13 protein-coding genes are annotated in these 19,360 nt (G+C 49.8%); 4 read left to right on the forward strand and 9 right to left on the reverse strand.

The genetic code is table 11. The features are described 5' to 3' along the window. Positions 1-3: 3 nt before the first annotated feature. The 4 genes from mrdA to ACO0K3_RS16295 all read right to left on the reverse strand — a co-directional run bounded on the left by mrdA (position 4) and on the right by ACO0K3_RS16295 (position 4,875). The gene (gene mrdA / locus ACO0K3_RS16280; protein ID WP_422986365.1) at positions 4-1,995 is read right to left on the reverse strand and encodes a penicillin-binding protein 2; all 1,992 of its coding nucleotides are present in this window, start codon (positions 1,993-1,995) and stop codon (positions 4-6) included. A 41-nt stretch (positions 1,996-2,036) separates the two neighbouring features. Further along, positions 2,037-2,555, reverse strand: a complete 519-nt coding sequence (gene mreD / locus ACO0K3_RS16285) for a rod shape-determining protein MreD (RefSeq protein ID WP_422957473.1) — start codon at positions 2,553-2,555, stop codon at positions 2,037-2,039. Beyond that, positions 2,555-3,640, reverse strand: a complete 1,086-nt coding sequence (gene mreC, locus ACO0K3_RS16290) for a rod shape-determining protein MreC (protein WP_422986367.1) — start codon at positions 3,638-3,640, stop codon at positions 2,555-2,557. The genes mreD and mreC overlap by 1 nt, the downstream gene beginning before the upstream one ends. A 191-nt stretch (positions 3,641-3,831) precedes the next feature. Next, positions 3,832-4,875 (reverse strand): rod shape-determining protein, encoded by a 1,044-nt coding sequence (locus ACO0K3_RS16295; protein WP_262837957.1) that lies wholly within the window; start codon positions 4,873-4,875, stop codon positions 3,832-3,834. Positions 4,876-5,375: 500 nt separating this feature from the next. Here ACO0K3_RS16295 and gatC point away from each other — a divergent pair, with 500 nt between their 5' ends. From gatC to gatB, 4 genes are all read left to right on the forward strand, one after another. Then, positions 5,376-5,678, forward strand: coding sequence for an Asp-tRNA(Asn)/Glu-tRNA(Gln) amidotransferase subunit GatC (gene gatC, locus ACO0K3_RS16300; protein WP_422986369.1), 303 nt, complete (start codon positions 5,376-5,378; stop codon positions 5,676-5,678). A gap of 143 nt (positions 5,679-5,821) precedes the next feature. Then, positions 5,822-7,276, forward strand: a complete 1,455-nt coding sequence (gatA, locus tag ACO0K3_RS16305) for an Asp-tRNA(Asn)/Glu-tRNA(Gln) amidotransferase subunit GatA (RefSeq protein ID WP_422986371.1) — start codon at positions 5,822-5,824, stop codon at positions 7,274-7,276. Between the two features lie 44 nt (positions 7,277-7,320). Then, positions 7,321-7,758 carry a hypothetical protein gene (locus ACO0K3_RS16310; protein WP_422986373.1) on the forward strand — a complete coding sequence of 146 codons (438 nt, stop codon included), beginning with the start codon at positions 7,321-7,323 and terminating at the stop codon, positions 7,756-7,758. Between the two features lie 46 nt (positions 7,759-7,804). After that, on the forward strand, positions 7,805-9,286 hold the full coding sequence (gene gatB / locus ACO0K3_RS16315) for an Asp-tRNA(Asn)/Glu-tRNA(Gln) amidotransferase subunit GatB (protein WP_422986375.1): 1,482 nt from the start codon (positions 7,805-7,807) through the stop codon (positions 9,284-9,286). 95 nt (positions 9,287-9,381) lie between these two features. On the opposite strand, the gene ACO0K3_RS16320 is transcribed toward gatB, so the two are convergent. The 5 genes from ACO0K3_RS16320 to ACO0K3_RS16340 form a co-directional block, all read right to left on the reverse strand. Continuing rightward, positions 9,382-10,737 carry a TolC family outer membrane protein gene (locus ACO0K3_RS16320; protein WP_422986377.1) on the reverse strand — a complete coding sequence of 452 codons (1,356 nt, stop codon included), beginning with the start codon at positions 10,735-10,737 and terminating at the stop codon, positions 9,382-9,384. Then, the gene (locus ACO0K3_RS16325) at positions 10,737-12,092 is read right to left on the reverse strand and encodes an HlyD family type I secretion periplasmic adaptor subunit (RefSeq protein ID WP_422986379.1); all 1,356 of its coding nucleotides are present in this window, start codon (positions 12,090-12,092) and stop codon (positions 10,737-10,739) included. Before ACO0K3_RS16325 ends, ACO0K3_RS16320 begins: the two co-directional genes overlap by 1 nt. Positions 12,093-12,094: 2 nt before the next feature. Further along, on the reverse strand, positions 12,095-13,987 hold the full coding sequence (locus ACO0K3_RS16330) for a type I secretion system permease/ATPase (protein WP_422986381.1): 1,893 nt from the start codon (positions 13,985-13,987) through the stop codon (positions 12,095-12,097). A gap of 753 nt (positions 13,988-14,740) precedes the next feature. After that, complete coding sequence (locus ACO0K3_RS16335; RefSeq protein ID WP_422986383.1) at positions 14,741-16,513, reverse strand: DUF4214 domain-containing protein; 1,773 nt, start codon at positions 16,511-16,513, stop codon at positions 14,741-14,743. 557 nt (positions 16,514-17,070) lie between these two features. Further along, on the reverse strand, positions 17,071-19,360 hold a 2,290-nt coding region (locus tag ACO0K3_RS16340; protein ID WP_422986385.1), incomplete at its 5' end, for a beta strand repeat-containing protein.

Consider the following 19,360-nt stretch of genomic DNA (forward strand, 5'->3'; position numbering starts at 1 on the left):
CGCTTAGTCCTTATTGCCTTGTGTCTGTCCGCCCGGTTGCGGGCCACCTTCTGATTCCGCATCGGCTTTAAGCTCCGACTCGGCACGCGTCGTCAGGGCATCGCCTTTGATGACAGGTGTTTTGTCTTTATCCAGCGGGCGCTTACCAAGCAAATAATAATCAAGCGCTTTGCGGACGATCGGTGCGGCCGCCTCTGATCCCCAACCGCCATTTTCTACAATCACGGCAATGGCGATTCTTGGCTTATCCAGAGGAGCGAATGCAATAAACAATGAGTGATCCCGCTGGCGCTCAGCGACTCGTTTAGCGTCATATTTTTCACCTTTTTTCAGTCCAACAACTTGCGCCGTGCCGGTTTTACCTCCTGCCAGGTAAGTCGCAGTATGAAATACACCATAACCAGTACCACCATTAGGATCCGTCATGACACCTGCCATGGCCTTTTTGATGACATCAATATTTTCCTGCTTCAAAGGGATGCGGGCACTTTCTTTAGCGACGGTCAGCGTTCTGGCATGCGACTGCGGATCCTCGGTCATCTTCACCAGATGCGGTTTCATCACGACACCATCGTTCGCCAGAGTTGCCATCGCATGGGCCATTTGTAAAGGCGTAAAGGTGTTATAGCCCTGGCCTACCCCGAGTGAAATTGTTTCGCCGGCATACCATTTTTGTTGTGCCGGTTTTTTATACACCGAACGCTTCCAGCTTGTCGATGGCAACACACCTTGTTTCTCATGTTCCAGATCGATCCCTGTCTTTTGGCCGAAACCAAATGGCGCCATAAAATCGTGGATCGCATCAACGCCAAGATCGTTCGCCAAAATATAGTAATAGGGATCGCAGGAGGCTACGATGGAGCGATACATATCGACGTAACCGTGACCGCCGGGCTTATCGTCATTAAAGCGATGTCCGCCAAACATAAAATAGCCGATGTCGTTAATGCCCTGGCTTGGTGTACGCTTCCCGAGCTCCAGTGCCGCCAGCGCCATGTACGGCTTGTAGGTCGACCCCGGCGGATATGCCCCTGTCAGTGGACGATTCAATAAAGGCCGGTCTTCTGAGGTATTCAGCTCATTCCAGCTTTGCTGATCAATCCCCTCGACAAATAAATTAGGATCGTAGGTCGGCTTAGATACAAATGCCAGTACGTCGCCTGTGGCCGGCTCAATCGCAACCAGAGCGCCGCGCCTGTCGCCAAAAGCCTCTTCAATAATTTTTTGCAGTTCGATATCAACGGACAGAATCAGATTCTTGCCCGAGGTCGGAGCAGTCCGCGACAAAGTGCGAACCGCACGGCCACCGGCTGAGACTTCAACTTCCTCAAAGCCGGTCGTGCCATGCAACAATTTTTCGTAGCTTTTTTCCAGACCTTCCTTGCCGATGTAGCTGGTACCGTTATAGTTCGCCCCGTCTTCGCTGTCATCAATGATTTCGGCATCTTTTTGACTGATACGGCCAATGTAACCAATCACATGGGAGGCCACGTCACCCAGAGGATATTGACGGAACAGACGGGCCTGGATATCGACACCGGGAAAACGGAAGCGCTGCGCCGTAAACCGGGCCACCTCTTCATCGGTCAGCTTGGTGCGGATAGGCAGACTCTCAAAACTCTTGGACTCTTCCATGAGCTTACGAAATTGCTTGCGGTGCTTGGGTTGAATGTCGATCAGCATCGCCAGCTCGTCAATGACAATATCCAGATCCCTGGAAATTTTCGATGGCGTAATCTCTAAGGTGTACGCTGAAAAATTACGGGCCAAAATGGCGCCGTTCCGGTCGAGAATCAAGCCGCGGTTCGGCACCACAGGAACGATGGAAATACGATTCTCATCGGCTTGCAGCGCATACACATCATGTTTGACAATCTGCAACCAGACAAAGCGGGAGATTAAAGCAATGAAACAGAAAACAGCGAACGCGCCGATAAAAAACAGGCGCATCCTGAACAGATAGAGTTCACGTTCGGTATTCTTGAGTTCGGTCATATCTGTTTCTATCCAAGAGACAAGCCTGGATTAAATCTGGATCAAATGGGGCGGGTATCGTCTTTATCAACCGCACGACGCTGCGGTGCTAACAATAACCAGGTAACGACCGGCCATAGCAAGGTTGTGACAAAGCTTTCCGAGAAATACAGAATGCCGGGAAACTGCGCATCCGGCGCAACCAGCATACGCACGACAACTTGAGTTGCCTGCACAAACAAGAACAACGGCAGCACATGCAAAGACTGCGTCAAAGGATTAAACCAGAGTACGCGCCGGTGTATGGTGATCGCGAAGTAGGACAGCAAAGTGTAGGCCAGCGCATTCTCACCGAGGTGAATCGCATCATGTACATCCATCAGCAAACCCATGGCAAAGGCCACGCCAATACCTACTTTGCGAGGCTGATGAATACTCCAGAACACCAGCACCAAAGCAACAAAATCCGGCACGCCGATCCAGGCACCCCAAGGCAAAAAATTCAGGAAGAAAGCACAGACCAGACTCACTGCAATAAAGGTCGAACTCACCGGCAACAAAATATAGTGCGGGCTATTCATTATGGCGTCTCCTTGCGAGTGTCCTTAGCGACATCTTTGGCGGCATCCTTCACGGCGTCCTTGCCAACGTCTTTGCTATCTTTAACCAGCGCGTTCTGTATGTCAGGATTTGCAGGTCTCGGTCCGTCTACAGGTTTTTGCACCATACCGTCCGGCGATTCTGCCGCTAATTCTCGCGCGGCATCACGGGTAACTTTACGATTGATTTTTTCTTTTTTGACGCGAATATCTTCCGTATCCGGACGAGATAAATTATTGGTAGAAACCAGCAATATCAATAATTGCCGGTTTTTTTCTATCCCCGCAGAAGGTACACAAATAATGTTTTCAAATGGCGTTGCCGCCTTATTCTCCACTTGCGCTACTTTAGCGACCGCAAGCCCGGCCGGATAGACGCCATCAATACCGGAGGTAACCAGAGCATCACCTTTCTGGATATCTGCATTCGTCGTCATGCGCATGTCCAACTGACCAGGCTGACCGCGTCCATACACCACGCTGCGCAAGCCGTTGCGGGCAATCTGCACCGGAATCGCCTGATTTTTATCCGTCAGCAAAGTGACTTCGGCCGTCATCGGAAAAACCCGGGTAATCTGTCCGACGACACCGAGATCATCAATCACTGGCTGACTCAGCGCCACACCATGCTGAATACCGCGATCGACAATGATCTTGCGGGTAAAGGGATCGCGTGCATCGTAAATGATTTCACTGAGGATGGATTTGACTGGCAGGCGTTCACGGACGTCCAGCATTTTTCGCAAATGTGCGTTCTCGGCGGAGAGCTGTCCGTTTTGCTGCAATGCCTCGGCATTCAACGTCTGCTGACGCTTGAGCGTCGCATTTTCTTTTTCAAGAGTGGAAGTCGAGGTAAAGAAGTCAGAGACCCTGAGCACAGCATCGCGCGGCATGACAGCAACAATCTGAATCGGATACAGCACCGTAGCCAACACCTGGCGTGCAAAAACCAGCGTCTTCAGGCGGGAATCAACAACGAGAAGGAAAATTGCCAGAATCGTGAAGAACACCACTTTGGCGCGGGCAGATGCGCCTTGTTTGAAGAGAGGTGGTGGACTGTATTGCATAAATTAAGCAAAACTTCGGCTAAAAAACTCATCAATATAACAGCAAGGCGAATACTGCCGGTACTATCATTGCGTGCAATTCGCGATGAAAGACTGATTGTATTCGCCGTGCCGGAAACTACTTTTTTTACTATTTTTTGCTACTTTTTTTGACCTGGTAAATCTGTCTAAGCAAAATTTTACTGGCAGGTTTATTCGTAGGAAAAAATTGAACCCAGTTTGTCCATACGTTCCAGAGCCATGCCTGAGCCGCGTACCACGCAGGTCAACGGATCTTCTGCCACGATCACCGGCAAACCGGTTTCTTCCATCAACAGACGATCCAGATCACGCAGCAATGCGCCGCCACCCGTGAGCATCATGCCTTTTTCTGCGATGTCGGCACCGAGTTCCGGCGGCGTTTGTTCTAGTGCGTTTTTAACCGCCGACACGATATTATTCAGAGGATCGGTCAGCGCTTCGAGAATTTCGTTGCTAGAGATGGTGAATGAACGTGGAATACCTTCGGACAGGTTGCGTCCTTTGACTTCCATTTCTTTCACTTCAGAACCCGGGAATGCAGAGCCGATATTTTTCTTGATTGCTTCAGCAGTCTGCTCACCGATCAACATGCCGTAGTTACGGCGGATGTAATTCACAATCGCTTCGTCGAACTTGTCGCCACCGACGCGCACAGAGCCTTTGTACACCATGCCGCCCAGGGAAATAATACCAACTTCAGTAGTACCGCCGCCGATATCCACGACCATGGAACCCGTCGCCTCAGATACCGGCAAACCAGCACCGATCGCTGCGGCCATCGGTTCTTCAATCAGATACACTTGCGATGCACCAGCACCCAGTGCAGATTCACGAATCGCACGGCGCTCCACCTGAGTAGAACCGCAAGGCACGCAGATAATGATGCGCGGGGATGGTTTGAAAAATTTGGTGTCATGCACCATGCGGATGAATTGCTTCAGCATTTGCTCTGTGACAGTGAAATCGGCAATCACGCCGTCTTTCATCGGGCGAATCGCTTCGATATTACCCGGCACTTTGCCCAGCATCTGCTTGGCTTCTTTACCAACAGCCTGAATGGTTTTTTTACCGTTAGGGCCGCCTTCCTGGCGAATCGCTACGACGGAAGGCTCATCCAGCACGATGCCCTGGTTGCGTACATAAATCAGCGTGTTGGCTGTACCTAAGTCAATTGCCAGATCATTAGAAAAATAACTGCGAAAAAAACCAAACATGAAAGAATCCTGTATTTTGTGTTGTTGTCATGCGCAATCCCGTTGCGCGAATCTGTTGTACCCGCTCTTCGCTCGCCAATTAACGACTTATTACTGCCGGGCCGGCGTATACTGTGGACGCAAGATCGGGCATTAAGTTGCACATTACTGTAGAGCAAATCATAAACAAAGAAGCTCTCAAAACCCTCGCAAGCGTTTCAATTCTGGCTGAGAAACATGCGATATCAAAAATCACCAGATACGGCAGGCTTCACAAACGCAATATTGTGCTGCGCAGCAGGTTTTCAGAGCTTCAACAGGTATTAACCCTACATTCTACCTTATAATCTGGGGAATAATAGGCTATCTGCAACAGATGCTAAAAACGGCTTTTTTGCCGATGTTGGCGACTTTAACCAACTTTTAGTCTTGTTGTTTTTAGTTTTATTCCCATTTTGTCATTAGCAGGTTTTTACTTACTTTTTACTTACTTTCTCACACGCGATTTACGCGTTTTTGCCATGTCATTAGACCTATCCGACGTAAAACGTATTGCCAATCTGGCACGACTTGAGCTCTCCGACGCTGAAACTGTCACCACTTTAGACAAGCTAAATGGCATTTTCTCTTTGGTTGAACAGTTGAAAGCCGTCGACACCACCGGCATTACTCCATTAAGCCATCCGATTGCAGCGCTGATGCCTGAACTCGCATTACGCCTGAGAGAAGACGTCGTCAGTGAAGCGAATCATCGTGAGGAATACCAGAAAGTCGCCCCAGCAACGCAAGACGGGCTGTATCTGGTGCCGAAAGTACTGGAATAAAGCGAAACGCTGCCAGCCATACCCAATACCGACACCCCGATTCACGCATCCAGTACTCACTCGTAACACTTGATCGCTTCGTCAAATAGCCTCCCCCCAGCGCTATAAAACGAAATGACGTCAGACACCACGGACAGCCGAACATGCATAAGCACTCTCTTACACAACTCTCTGCCCTGCTGCACAGCAAGCAGATTTCCGCCACGGAACTCGCACAACATTATTTACAACGCATACAAGCCAGTGAATTGAACGCATTTTTACACGTCGACCCTGCGCTGACTTTGCAACAGGCAGCAGCAGCAGATGCGCGCCTGGCGAAGGGGGATGCGACGGTGCTGACGGGTATCCCGATTGCGCATAAAGATATTTTTGTCACACGTGACTGGCGCTCGACCGCTGGCTCCAAGATGCTGGCTAATTACACCAGCCCGTTTGATGCGACTGTCGTCGAGCATTTCAAGCAGGCTGGCATGGTCACTCTGGGTAAGCTCAATTGCGATGAATTTGCGATGGGCTCCAGTAATGAAAACTCGGCCTTTGGTGCGGTCAAAAACCCGTGGGATTTACGCGCCGTTCCAGGTGGTTCATCAGGTGGATCCGCTGCCGCAATCGCTGCACGTCTGGCACCTGCTGCGACCGCAACCGATACCGGCGGATCGATTCGTCAGCCAGCATCCTTTTGCGGCGTGACCGGCATCAAGCCAACCTATGGCAGCGTATCTCGCTATGGCATGATCGCTTTTGCGTCATCTTTGGATCAGGGCGGCCCGATCGCACAGAGCGCAGAAGATTGCGGCTTGCTGCTCAATGCCATGACAGGATTTGATGCGAAAGATTCGACCAGTCTCGAAAGAGCAAAGGAAGATTTCAACCGCGATCTGAACAAAGATCTGAAGGGTCTGCGTATCGGTGTACCTCGCGAATTTTTCAGTGAAGGACTCGCCAAAGACGTCGAGCAGGCGGTACGTGCTGCGCTCGCTGAATACGAAAAATTAGGCGCGGTTCTAGTCGATATTTCTCTGCCAAAAACTGAGTTGTCGATTCCTGTGTACTACGTGATTGCACCTGCAGAAGCGTCGTCAAATCTGAGTCGCTTTGATGGCGTCCGTTACGGTCACCGCGCAGCGAATTACACAGACCTGAATGACATGTACAAAAAGTCGCGGGCCGAAGGTTTTGGCGATGAAGTCAAGCGCCGCATTCTGGTCGGCGCGTATGTACTGTCACACGGCTACTACGATGCCTACTACTTACAAGCGCAAAAAATCCGTCGCCTCATCGCTCAGGACTTCCAGGCAGCCTTTGAACAATGCGATGTGATTATGGGCCCTGTTGCCCCGACTGTTGCATGGGATCTGGGCGATAAAACTGACGACCCCGTTGCGAATTATCTGGCCGATATTTTCACCTTATCGACCAGTCTGGCAGGTCTGCCCGGCATGTCGATTCCCTGCGGTTTTGGTCTGGGAGAAAAGAATGCAAAACGCCCTGTCGGCCTGCAATTAATCGGCAATTATTTTGAAGAAGCGAAATTGCTCAACGTAGCACATCAATTTCAGCAGGCGACTGACTGGCATAGTAAAACACCAGTATGAAACTAGCATACGCACTGTCTCTGCTCATGCTAAGCACGCTTAGCATGGCGCAACCATCTACGGATAATCTGGATGCCAAGTTTTCTTGTAATCTGGTGCGTCAGGAAGGCGGTGACGGCGAACGTCTAAACTATGCGGATCAAGGAGTGATCCAGTTGCAAGGTAGCGTGATCAAAAACCTGCAATGGGAATCAAGTTTATTCCGCAGTGCCAATGGTCATGAATGCAGTATCGATCTCAGTGACGAACCGCAAGCAGAACAGACAGCCAAAGGCTGGCGTATCAGTCTCAGCAATGCCGCAGATGCGCGCAGCAAACGTGGTTACGATTTTGAACGCGGACTCAATTGTAGTATTCGTTTAGAACGCAGTGGCGACGAACTGGCAATCAAACCAAGCTGTCCTGCGCTATGCGGGTCACGCGTCAACTTTACAACGCTGACAGTCAACCTGAAAAATGGCCAATGTCAGTATGATGAATAAAAAATAGATCTCACCTCTATTTGTACACGAAGGAAAAGGACACATCATGGAATGGGAAGTCGTCATCGGTTTTGAGACACATGCACAGCTCAAAACACAATCAAAAATTTTCAGCGGCTCCTCGATACAATTTGGCGCCGAGCCAAATACCCAGGCCAGCCCGGTCGATCTGGCCTTGCCTGGCGTGTTGCCAGTCATGAATAAAGTGGCGGTCGAAAAAGCAATTCAGTTTGGTCTCGCCGTAGGCGCAACGATCGCACCGGAATCTATTTTTGCCCGCAAAAATTATTTCTATCCAGATCTCCCCAAGGGCTACCAGATCAGCCAGTTCGAGATCCCCGTCGTTCAGGGTGGCACGGTGACTTGCGTCGTTGAGAGAGATGGCAAGTCCGAAGTCAAAGTCATCGAACTCACGCGTGCTCATCTCGAAGAAGATGCCGGCAAATCACTGCATGAAGACTACCAGGGCATGACAGGGATTGACCTCAATCGTGCTGGCACACCGCTGTTAGAGATCGTCACCGAACCTTGCATGCGCAGCGCAGCGGAAGCCGTTGCCTACGCCAAGGCATTGCATTCACTGGTGGTCTGGCTCGACATTTGTGACGGCAATATGCAAGAAGGCTCGTTCCGTTGCGATGCCAACGTTTCCGTGCGTCCGGTCGGACAAAAAGAATTTGGCACACGTGCTGAAATCAAGAATCTGAACTCCTTCCGTTTTCTCGAAGAAGCGATCAATATCGAAGTCCGCCGTCAAATTGAATTGATTGAAGATGGCGGTACCGTCGTACAAGAAACACGCTTATACGATCCGGATAAAAAAGAAACGCGCTCCATGCGCAGCAAAGAAGATTCGCAAGATTATCGCTACTTCCCTGACCCGGATTTACCACCACTGAAGATTGACGCAGCGTGGATAGATCGCGTGAAAGCGACAATGCCGGAGCTGCCTACCGCCATGCGCGCACGCTTTATCGATCAATACGGTATTTCTGAATACGACGCCATGATCGTCACGCAATCGAAAGCCACTGCCGCTTATTTTGAAGCCGCAATATTGGCCTCCGACAGCACAGACAACGCGCTACAAGCAACGCAGGCCAAGCAAGTCGCGAACTGGATCATGGGTGACGTATCCTCCACCTTGAACCGCGAAGGCATGGATATTAGCGCCATCCCGGTCAGCGCAGCGCAACTCGCCGTACTGTTACAGCGGATTGCAGACGGCACGATTTCTAACAAGATCGCGAAAGAAGTTTTCGCCGCCATGTGGCAAGCACCATCTGCCGATCCTAAGCTTGCAGATCAGGTCATAGAAGCAAAGGGCTTGAAACAAATTTCCGATGTCGGTGCTTTAGAAAAAATCATCGACGAAGTCATGGCAGCGAATCAGCAATCCGTAGACGAGTATCGTGCCGGCAAAGAAAAGGCATTTAACTCGCTGGTTGGTCAGGCGATGAAAGCCACCAAAGGCAAAGGTAATCCTGCGCAAGTGAATGAATTGCTGAAGAAAAAATTAGCGGGTTGATGAGTCATTGCCTGCCATAGCCAAAAGGCTTAACGATCATATCGTTAAGCCTTTTTTTATCAGTCTAAATCAGCCTGAATCAAACTGACAAATAATTAATTGCTGCTTGAAAAATACGCAGCGACAGATCGCAAATCATCAATGCTCAGATTACCTGCGGCGACACGCAATTTGATCAAGCTGATCAGGTAGTTGTAGCGCGCCTGTGCCAAGTCACGCTTGGACGCGACCAGTTGCTGCTCCGCATTCAGTACATCCAGATTAATACGAACGCCACCCTTCACACTTTGTTTCGTCGCCTGGACTAACAACGTGGCCGAGTTCACTGATTTTTGCAGTGCATCGATTTTTGCCATGCTACTTTGTGTCGTGTTGAACTGTCTCTGCAGTTCGATCATGACCTTATTGGTCGTCGCTTCCAGATCGGATCTGGCTTTATCCCGGTTCGCCACAGCCTGGCTAGTGGAGGCGCTGACATAACCGCCGGAATAAATAGGAATCACCAACTGAACGCCGATGCTGCGCACTGTCGAATCCTGATTGTAGTTCGTCAGGGTGTCAGCAATACTGCGGCTATAACTGGCATTTAAATCTAAACGTGGCGTATGTCCGGCGCGATTTTTGTTGATTTCCTGTTCGGACGCCTCAATCGCAAGACGAGCCGCCGCGATCTCGGCATTTTGATCACTCGCGATCAGTCTCCATTCAGACAAGGTAGATGGTGAAAAAGGCATAACCTTAAATTCACTGCCAAGGCTGTCAAGGTTATTGACCTCCATACCGATCATCGCTGCCAAAGTATTCCGCGCCGCGGCCAGATTGTCGGTTGACTCGATGACCTGCGCCTCTGCCACGTCCAGCTTGGCCTCGGTCTCCAGCATGTCCGTCCTGGTACCCTCACCCTTTTCAAACAAGCGGGCGTTCAAATGCTTTTGTTCACGATAAGAATCACGCTGCGCTGTGTACAACGCCAATTGATCTTCCGCATATTTAGCGTCGGCATACGCAGACAACACTCTGACCATCAGGTCTTGTGCACGTCCTGAGAACTGCGCATCGCTGTATTTGGTTTGAGCAATCCCTTGCTTATAACGCGCAGTAGCATCCAGACTGAACAGGGTCTGTCGTAACGAGACTGCGTTATTGATACTGGTGTATTCAGGATAACTCGTCGTCAATTGCCCCAAAAAGTTCGGGGCCGTCTGTGCTGCCTTGTTTTTACTGGTGGAATACGAATACTGCACGCTCGGCAATAAGCCCGAGCGTCCAAGCTTGCGGTATTCCTGACCTGCCTGATTTTCAAACACGGCCGATTGATACTGCGGATCATTCTTTAATGCCGCCTCGTAAGCCTGTATCAGGCCGATTGCCGAGGCCGATGTGGCAGACATACCCATTGCCGCACATGCCGCCGCAATCAGCGTGGTACGCATCCATGACTGTCGCATCATCACTCCTCTGTCAGCGCAGAGTTAGCGCGGTCAAATACTGGCTTCATCAGATAATTCATCATCGTACGCTGACCGGTTTTGACGAACATTTCTACAGGCATACCAGGACGAATTTGCAAATGAGCGATTAACTTCATTCCTTCGGGAGCAACTGACGCTTTTACTTTGTAATATGCCTGCCCAGTCCGCTCATCAACAGTGCGATCTGCGGATACTTGAGTGATTATTCCCGGTATATGCGGTGTCGTGTTCGTATTAAACGCCGAGAAAATCAACTCCGCTTTTAGTCCCTCATGCACTTTATCCACCAGATTCACAGGCAACATACCTTCGACAATCAAGGCATCATCTTTAGGTACCAGTTCCATCAGCTTAAAGCCCGGTGAGACTACAGCGCCCTTGGTAAAAACACTTAAACCGACAACAGTGCCGTCAACAGGTGCTTTGACCAATGTATTATTCAAGTCAAAATTCAATGCATCCAGACGGCTTTGCAGAGACTCTGCCTCTTTTTGCACATCAGACAATTGGGTGCGTACTTCTTTTTGGTAATCCTGCTGACGCTGAATTTTACGCAAACTGAATTCGGCAATCTGACGTGTCACACGTCCCATATTGCCGATATCTTCAGAAACGCCACCATTGACCTGCGCATAAGTACGCTCCAGATCCAGCAAGCGGTTACGGGCGATATAGCCGTCTTTTGCCAGATCGCGCATACCCTCAAGCTGTTCCTTCAAAAACTGCTGTTGCTGCTTTTTATTCACCATGGATTCTTCCAGGCCCTTCAATTGCATGCGCAGTCCGCTGATATTTTCATCGTAAGCACCCAACTCGCTTTGCAACGAAGTACGGCGTGCACTAAACAGTTGTTGCTGCAACAGGATATTGTTTGCAACACGGGGATCCGTTTTTGCCTGCTCTAATTCTTTTGGAAAAGTGACCGTCGCCGCACCGTCACGCTCCGCCATCAAACGCGCTTCGGTCGCCTGTGCTGAATACCATTGAACCTTAGAAATTTCAGCGGTCGAATTGGCGGTGATGCTGTTCATTTTCAACAGCACCTGACCCGCTTTAACAACGTCGCCGTCTTTCACCAGGATCGCATCCACGGTACCGCCAGTCTGATGCTGGATCGCTTTTCTATTCGAGGCGACAACAACATTACCGCTCAGCGGAACACCCTTGTCGAGCGGCGCAAATGAAGCCCACAACAAGAAGCCAAGGACACCAAAGATCACAATGCCCCAGCCCAGCCGCGCATAGGCAGCAGCATCGGTGTTCACCTCAAGAATTTCTACGTTCTGGTTTGCCACATCCGTGACAAGGCTTTTATTGGAAGATAATTTTTTCATTACTATTCCTGTTCCGCTGCGGCATCAACTTGCTGAAGGGCGGCTGCGTCTAAACGCGCCTGAGTATCTGCCGGTGGTTCTGTTGCTGCTGGCGTTGCTGCCGGATCTGCCTGCGTAGCCTGCTGTGCAGCGAGCGTCTGTTGTTGAGCTTGCTGTTGAGCCTGCTGGGCTTGCTGCGCCTGTTGTTGAGCTTGTTGCTGTGCCTGCTGATTCGCCTGATTCAATGCTGCCAGCACCTGGTCTCTTGGTCCAAAAGCCTGGGCAACGCCATCACGCAGCAGCAACAACTTAGTCGTTGCTCCGAGAATCGAGGTGCGGTGCGTAATCAAAATAATGGTTTTGCCATGCTGGCGCAAATCATTGACAGCAACAACAAGTGCCTGTTCACCGACATCATCCAGATTCGAATTAGGCTCATCTAATACCAGTACAGAAGGATCGTCATACATCGCCCGTGCCAGGCCGATACGTTGCTTCTGTCCGCCAGACAAACCTGCACCGCCATCACCTAACAAAGTATCGTAGCCCTGGGGGAAATGCAAAATCATATCGTGCACACCCGCCCGTTTTGCGGCCAGGATCACCTTCTCAGAATCAATATCACCGAAGCGTGCAATGTTTTGTGACACAGAACCGGCAAACAACTCAATATCCTGCGGCAGATAGCCAATGCTTGGTCCCAGCTGATCTTTATTCCACTGAAAGATATCCGCGCCATCCAGACGCACCTTGCCGACAGCGGCAGGCCAGACACCGACCAGCAGACGTGCCAGTGTCGATTTACCCGAACCTGAAGGACCAATGACACCCAATACATCTCCCGGCACTAGAGCGAAGCTGAGTCCCTTGAGAACCGCTACCTGAGATCCCGGTGGCGCGGCAGTCACTGCCTCGACAGACACGGCACCTTGCGGCTTAGGTAAATCCATACCGACCTTACGTGGCGGATTAGCAGATAACAGCTCATTGAGGCGCACATATGCACTCTTGACGCTGCTCCACTGCTTCCAGACACCAATCAACTGATCGATCGGCCCAGTTGCCTTACCCAACAGAATAGAGCCCGCAATCATCATCCCGGGAGACATCTTGCCCTCAATCACCAGCAAGGCACCGAAGCCCAATACCAACGACTGCACAGAGATACGGAAGAACTTACTGATTGCCGTAACAATGCCCGACTTTTCGCTTGCCTCTGCCTGTAATTGCAAGAAGCGGCCATGCAACAAAAACCAGCGTGCCATCAAGTTTGGCAACATGCCCATTGCCTCAATGACCTCTGCATTACGCAAATTATTGGCCGCCAGATTACTCGATGCGATCGCCATCGCATTCGCTTCTGTCAGCGGCTTTTTTGAAACGACTTCATTGACATACGCCAGGATGACCATCACGACCACAGCCGCCAAAGCAAATAATCCGAGGTACACGTCAAACATAAAAATGACCAGCAAATACAGCGGAAACCAAGGCGCATCAAAGAACGCAAACAAACCATTACCCGTCAAAAACTGACGAATCTGCGTCATATCTTGCAAAGCCTGACCAGCATTACCGCCACCACGCTTCAGATTTTGCTCAAACGCAGCAGTGTAAATACGCTTATTCATCTGCATGTCCAGTTTGGCACTAATCCGTATCAGCACAAAACTACGGATAAATTCCAAGGCACTCATCAAAACATAAGCGCCCAACATCAACAGAGTCAGCATCAGCAAAGTGATTTCGTTCCGGCTCTGCAAGACGCGGTCATACACCTGCAACATGTACAGCGACGGTGCCAGCATTAGTAAATTGATGATGGCGCTGAACACACCAACGGTGCGAAAAGCGCTCTTGAACGATGCGAGGACTTCAAAAATCTCGTTCTTAGGAAGTTTTAATTTAGATATCATTTCTTGGGGTCCATCTGCACAAAAGTGCCAAGCTGCAAGGAGCGAACGCGTCAGTCGGGAAGGATTATCGCGATTTTAATTCCGTAAAAATGTGACGTACATCACATTTTTGGAAGCGTAACACAATAAAAGTCGCATTGCAAAGAGGATTTGAATCACCGTAGAAGCATTCTGAAATGCCTGCATGACAACAACGGGCAGATCGACTGTGTAAGAGCGCTCGTAGAGCGGCGCAGAACCAAGACCTCTCACCACAGAGGCGCAGAGATACAAAGGCACGGAGACACGGAGAAAAGCAAAAGTAAGCAGTAATGTCGTTCAGTTAGGCCGCAAACCTAGAGTCGCCATCCCCCGCGCAGGCAGAGATCCAGCGTCTTTTGGCAATGACGTCACTCGATTCCGGCCTTTGCCGGAATGACGGCGCGAATGGTACGGTTTAATTGAACAGCATCAGGCGTAAACAATTTGATCGACTGGCGATGACGGGGGTTTTAGAAGATATCGAAAGCAATCCGCAATATGGATGCGGCTTCTGGCCCAAAATACCTTTGAAAGCCGCGTCTGTATTGCGGATTGAATTTAAAATTCTGAGAAGTTCAATAGGAGGTCAGCATGTCGATGCGCTGCTTTGCTGTTGCCATCCCCTTTCCCGCATGCGAGAGAGGGGATGCACTCCTCTGCCAGTCGCGCCACCAACATGGCAAGACAAGAGTTCTACAGAGATTTTGCGCTAACGTGATGACGCAGCGGCGATCAGATATGCAACAGATACGGCGCGTAATCGATGCCGTTCGTGATTTTGCCAATGACTTGTGCCTGATTTTCGGCGCTTTCGCTAAAGTTCACCAGTACCGTCGCGCGGGATTGTCCGCCGGCGCCGAGTGAGTCCAGCCAAAACTGCAAGCCGCCCGCGTCTGGCGTACGATGCAATACGTTTTTATAGATATTGGTAATAAAGACCGAATCACTTGCATTCACCCCGTTCAGGGTCTGGAACTCAGACGAGCTCACAAAGTTGCCTGCCACGCTCTTCAGTGCATAACCGTTATCCATCTGCGCGATCCAGTAACCGAGACCGGTTAAATCCGGTGTACGGTCAAATGCCGCCTGATATAAGCGATAGCATTCGCCCGCAATACCGCTGATATCGTAGGCCACCGACACATCTGTGAACTGCAAGCGCTCGATATTTAACAGACTATCGTTGCCATCTGTACCCAGCTTATCGCTGACGGATATCGCAGTACCGCTGACGCTCACGGTGTAATTGGACTTAGTATGCACATACGCTGCCGTATCCACACCGGCACCGCCGTTGATCGTGTCGTTACCGCCCAAACCCTCCAGCCAGTCATTACCCGCGCCGCCCGACAAAGTGTTATTTACCGCGTTCCCCGTGATCACGTCATTGCCGCTACCACCGATGGCATTCTCGATCACCGTACCAAAATTGACCGTAATCTGTCCCGCCGTCGACATCAGGTCGGATTTTTGTCCGATATAACCCCAGTAACCCGGCTCCAGATACAGCGTAATCGCCTGAGTCTGCGCGCTACCGTCGATCGTGTCGTTACCGCCGCCATCCCAGATCATATTGGTTGCGGTACTTTTCAGGACAAAGGTCGTATCGGTCTGTACCGTGGTACTAGGGCCGTACAGATACTGTAAAGCGGCAATATCAAACGGAGAATACTTCAGGTGATAAGTGGATACGTAATCGGTATAACTCATCACGCTCCAGAGTGTGTTTTCCTCTGCGGCTGGCAACGCTGGGCCATCACCAACGTTGCCCGTTGAATCAGCAGTGGTAAACGTATGCTTTAAGCCCATTGCATGACCCAGCTCGTGAATCATCGTCAATGCCGCATATTTACCGTCTGTAGGAGTCAGATTCGCCACACTGATCCCGTCATAATTGAGAAAAACATCGCTTGCGGTCGCATCCTCCCAAGGGAAATACGCATACCCGGAAGAATCCTTTTGGATGTTATCCGACATAACAATCGTATTCGCACCGCTAGGATCAGACGTCTCGACAAACTTCACATCAATAATCGTAGAAATGTAGGCAAACGCCTGCTTGGCAAAAGCAATCTGTGCAGCATTAAAAGCCTGAAAACCCTTGGCGTCATCGGTGCTGAAATGCGCAGGTACCGTCGTTGGAAAGCAATAATAAAACGTCTTGGCAGCACCAAGCAAACGTGCATCATACGGCGCGCTACTTGGCAGTAAAGCATCGATCCAGTAAGGCAATTTTTGTACACCGGGCGCCCAGCTCCAGACTTCTACATATTTATTCGTCTTATAAAAATCGGCATACACGATCGCGCTGTCAAAACCGCTTGAGTCATAAATATAATCATTACGGCTATGCACCAGATAGAGGTCGTCGCCGCTACCGCCAATCAACACGTTATTACCCAGCCCACCATCCAGCGTGTCATCACCCGCCAAGCCATAAATATCATCATCACCAGGACCGCCAGTGAGAGTGTCTTTGCCCGATGTACCGATTAGTGTTGCCATACTGAACTTTCAAATAAATGATGTCATGATTGTAATGACTAAATAGATTCGTTGCAATATTGCAATATCGAATAAACCCAAGACTGATGCAAAATAAGAGTTACCTGTCACTTTATGTATTGAACACGCAGGCTACATGCGGTTTTTAAAGGCATTTTGTGCCAACAGGCGCATTCTGCCTGCGGATGCAGTTTGATATCAATATTTTTGGAGCTGCTCACTTTTGCCTTTTCTCTGTGGTGACAGGTCTTGGTTTTTGCGTAAGCCCTGAAGTCTTCACACCAATCATATCCATGCGATACGACGACCTCATGACAGATCGCTATCACTAGCGTTATGCAATCAGGTCGCAATCCCTAAAGCAAGCATAATGGATAAATATGTAGTGGCAAACTCATGTTTAGTTATAGAAACCAAAAAAGGCTCCCGAAGGAGCCTTTTGTAGTTTGTAGCCAAATGTCATTTTCTATCGTCTTTACCCTGAAGTCCTCTATTGAAAGACAACTTCAGGATTTTGAATTTAAAAAACTTACTTAGCTATCCAAGCCAAATACTGCTTAGCCCAGAGTGATCAAACCAGCAACGTTAGTTGTAGTTGAACCTACAGAGTAACCAACCAGGATGATTGTTTCGAACGCTGTACCAGCACCAACTGTTGTGTCATAAGTCATCGCTGTGTCCAGACCATTTGCAGCAAATGTGAATGTACCTGCAGCAGCATCGTATGTACCGTGAACAAAGTTCACAACATCATCTGTACCAGCCAAGTTGATTGCCGCTTTGTTCAAACCAGCAGTTGCTGTAAACAATGTGATTGTGTCACCAGCAGCAGCACCTTTAACGATATCAAATGTTGAAGTCAATTCAGCAGTTTGGATTGTCGTTGAAGTATTTGTGCCTGAGTTGAGCAATGCAGTATTAACGAGCCCCGAAGTAGAGCCAGACAAAGTGATCAAATCAGCACCAAGACCGCCAGTGATAACGTCAGCACCGCCGCCGCCAACAATCACGTCTTTACCAGCACCGCCAACGATCGTGTCTGCACCTGTACCGCCAGTCAATGTGCTTGCGATTGAGGAGCTACCTGTGATGCTGTTAGTACCAGCAACTTCAGTGATCGTGACTGCTTTAGTTGACGCTGCTGCATTGATGACGTCACCACCAGTTGCACTACCTTTGATCGTTGCAGCGGACGTCAATGCACCTGATGTCCAGCTGAAACCACTAGCTGCTGTACCAGCTGTGTTGGTCATGCCACTTGCATCAACAGATGTGTAAGTCACATCCGTTGCTGTCAGTACCAAGCCAGCATTACCAGTCACCTTCAATGTCGTGATCGCTGTATCGACCAGAGTCAGTGTGTCAACATGCTTAGTCGTGTTTGTATCTGTCACAGTCAGGTTGACTGTTTCAACAGCAGTTGCTGTCACTGGACCACCAGCGATAGCATTAGCAGATGACAATGTCAGATTCAACACGTCAGTTGCTGTATCCGTTGCCAATGTGTAAGTTGTTGCGGCACCTGGGGATGCAGTGATTGTCAGATCAGTACCAGCAGCGACGGTATTCCAAGTGATCGCGCCAGCTACAGCGCCTTCTGTCAGATGAGCGAAGCCAGCCGCAGAGTAGGCACCAGTTGCACCAGCACCAGCACCCAATGTTTCAAAGCCAGTGACATTTGCCAAAGAGAAGGACGCTGCATTCACAACGAATACGTCGTTAGTACCAGCACCACCATCAACAGACACCGTAGGAGCGACAGCAGCAGTCACGATGTCAACGCCTGAACCACCTTTGTAGATTTCAGTAGCGTTGATTGTGACAGTATTAGCGCCTGTAGAAGCGGAGGCATCAATAGTAGTCAGGGCAGTTTGACCAGACAAATTAGATGTAAAACCACCAGCGCCAGTTACTGTTACAGTTGCCAGTGTGTTAGTTGTGTTGTAACCACTCACTGTAACCAAAGCACTGTCGTTCACTGTCAATGCAGTTGCAGCACCAAAATGTGTTGTTGTCAGTGTCAGAGCCTTGTCACCACCCAGTGTCACTGCAGTTGCTGAAGCAACTGCCAGGTCAGCGACTACGTTGGCTGCGCCAGTAGAAGTGACGTTGACTGTTGTTGCTGTAGCATCCGTGATCGTGCCTGCTGTTACTGTGTTGACTGTAACACCCAGAGTACGGGTAGCAGCCGCAGCAAGAACAGTCAAGTTCGAAGCTGTGTTAGCTTCAGTTACTGAAGTAAGGCCATTGGCGGTGATTTTTGCATTGCTGCCATTAGCGGAAATACTAACTGTCTTCAATGTTGAACCAATCGCGCCAGCAGTGCCGGAATTGTCCGCGATATCGACAGAAAGACCACCAGACGTTGTGATAGACGTGTAAGCATTGGCATCAATTGCTGTAGGAGCAGTGTTATCAGCATTACCGCCGGTGAGCGCACCAGAAGCACTTGCTGCACCTACGCCACCGTTACCAATAACTGTCGCACCAGTGCTGTTTGTGAAAACACCTGCGTTACCGCCACCGACAACGTTAATACGCTGTCCAGTCGAGTTTGCTAATGTAACATTTGTTGTCGTTGCCGCAACAATAGTTTCGTTGGCTGTTGCTGCTGAAACTACGCTCAATTTTGTCAAACCAGTCCAGCCAGAGACACTACCATTCACATCAGCAGCAGAAGTCAGATTGACTGTTTCAACGTTCTTGACTGTTGCTGTTGTTGGGATCGCAATTGCGCTGATAGACGTCAAGCTCATTGTGTCATTACCGGCGCCGCCATCGATATTGTCCAATGCTGTCAATACACCTGCTGTCAATGAACTGATTGTGTCATTGCCTGCTGTGCCG

Origin of the sequence: Undibacterium sp. Rencai35W, from assembly GCF_049340185.1 — a bacterium.
Lineage (GTDB): Bacteria > Pseudomonadota > Gammaproteobacteria > Burkholderiales > Burkholderiaceae_D > Undibacterium.

Bases quoted from the DNA above. Each gene is read 5' to 3' on its own strand.
- mrdA (WP_422986365.1), bottom strand. From the start codon at position 1,995: ATGACCGAACTCAAGAATACCGAACGTGAACTCTATCTGTTCAGGATG.
- mreD (WP_422957473.1), bottom strand. From the start codon at position 2,555: ATGAATAGCCCGCACTATATTTTGTTGCCGGTGAGTTCGACCTTTATT.
- mreC (WP_422986367.1), bottom strand. From the start codon at position 3,640: ATGCAATACAGTCCACCACCTCTCTTCAAACAAGGCGCATCTGCCCGC.
- ACO0K3_RS16295 (WP_262837957.1), bottom strand. From the start codon at position 4,875: ATGTTTGGTTTTTTTCGCAGTTATTTTTCTAATGATCTGGCAATTGAC.
- gatC (WP_422986369.1), top strand. From the start codon at position 5,376: ATGTCATTAGACCTATCCGACGTAAAACGTATTGCCAATCTGGCACGA.
- gatA (WP_422986371.1), top strand. From the start codon at position 5,822: ATGCATAAGCACTCTCTTACACAACTCTCTGCCCTGCTGCACAGCAAG.
- ACO0K3_RS16310 (WP_422986373.1), top strand. From the start codon at position 7,321: ATGGCGCAACCATCTACGGATAATCTGGATGCCAAGTTTTCTTGTAAT.
- gatB (WP_422986375.1), top strand. From the start codon at position 7,805: ATGGAATGGGAAGTCGTCATCGGTTTTGAGACACATGCACAGCTCAAA.
- ACO0K3_RS16320 (WP_422986377.1), bottom strand. From the start codon at position 10,737: ATGATGCGACAGTCATGGATGCGTACCACGCTGATTGCGGCGGCATGT.
- ACO0K3_RS16325 (WP_422986379.1), bottom strand. From the start codon at position 12,092: ATGAAAAAATTATCTTCCAATAAAAGCCTTGTCACGGATGTGGCAAAC.
- ACO0K3_RS16330 (WP_422986381.1), bottom strand. From the start codon at position 13,987: ATGATATCTAAATTAAAACTTCCTAAGAACGAGATTTTTGAAGTCCTC.
- ACO0K3_RS16335 (WP_422986383.1), bottom strand. From the start codon at position 16,513: ATGGCAACACTAATCGGTACATCGGGCAAAGACACTCTCACTGGCGGT.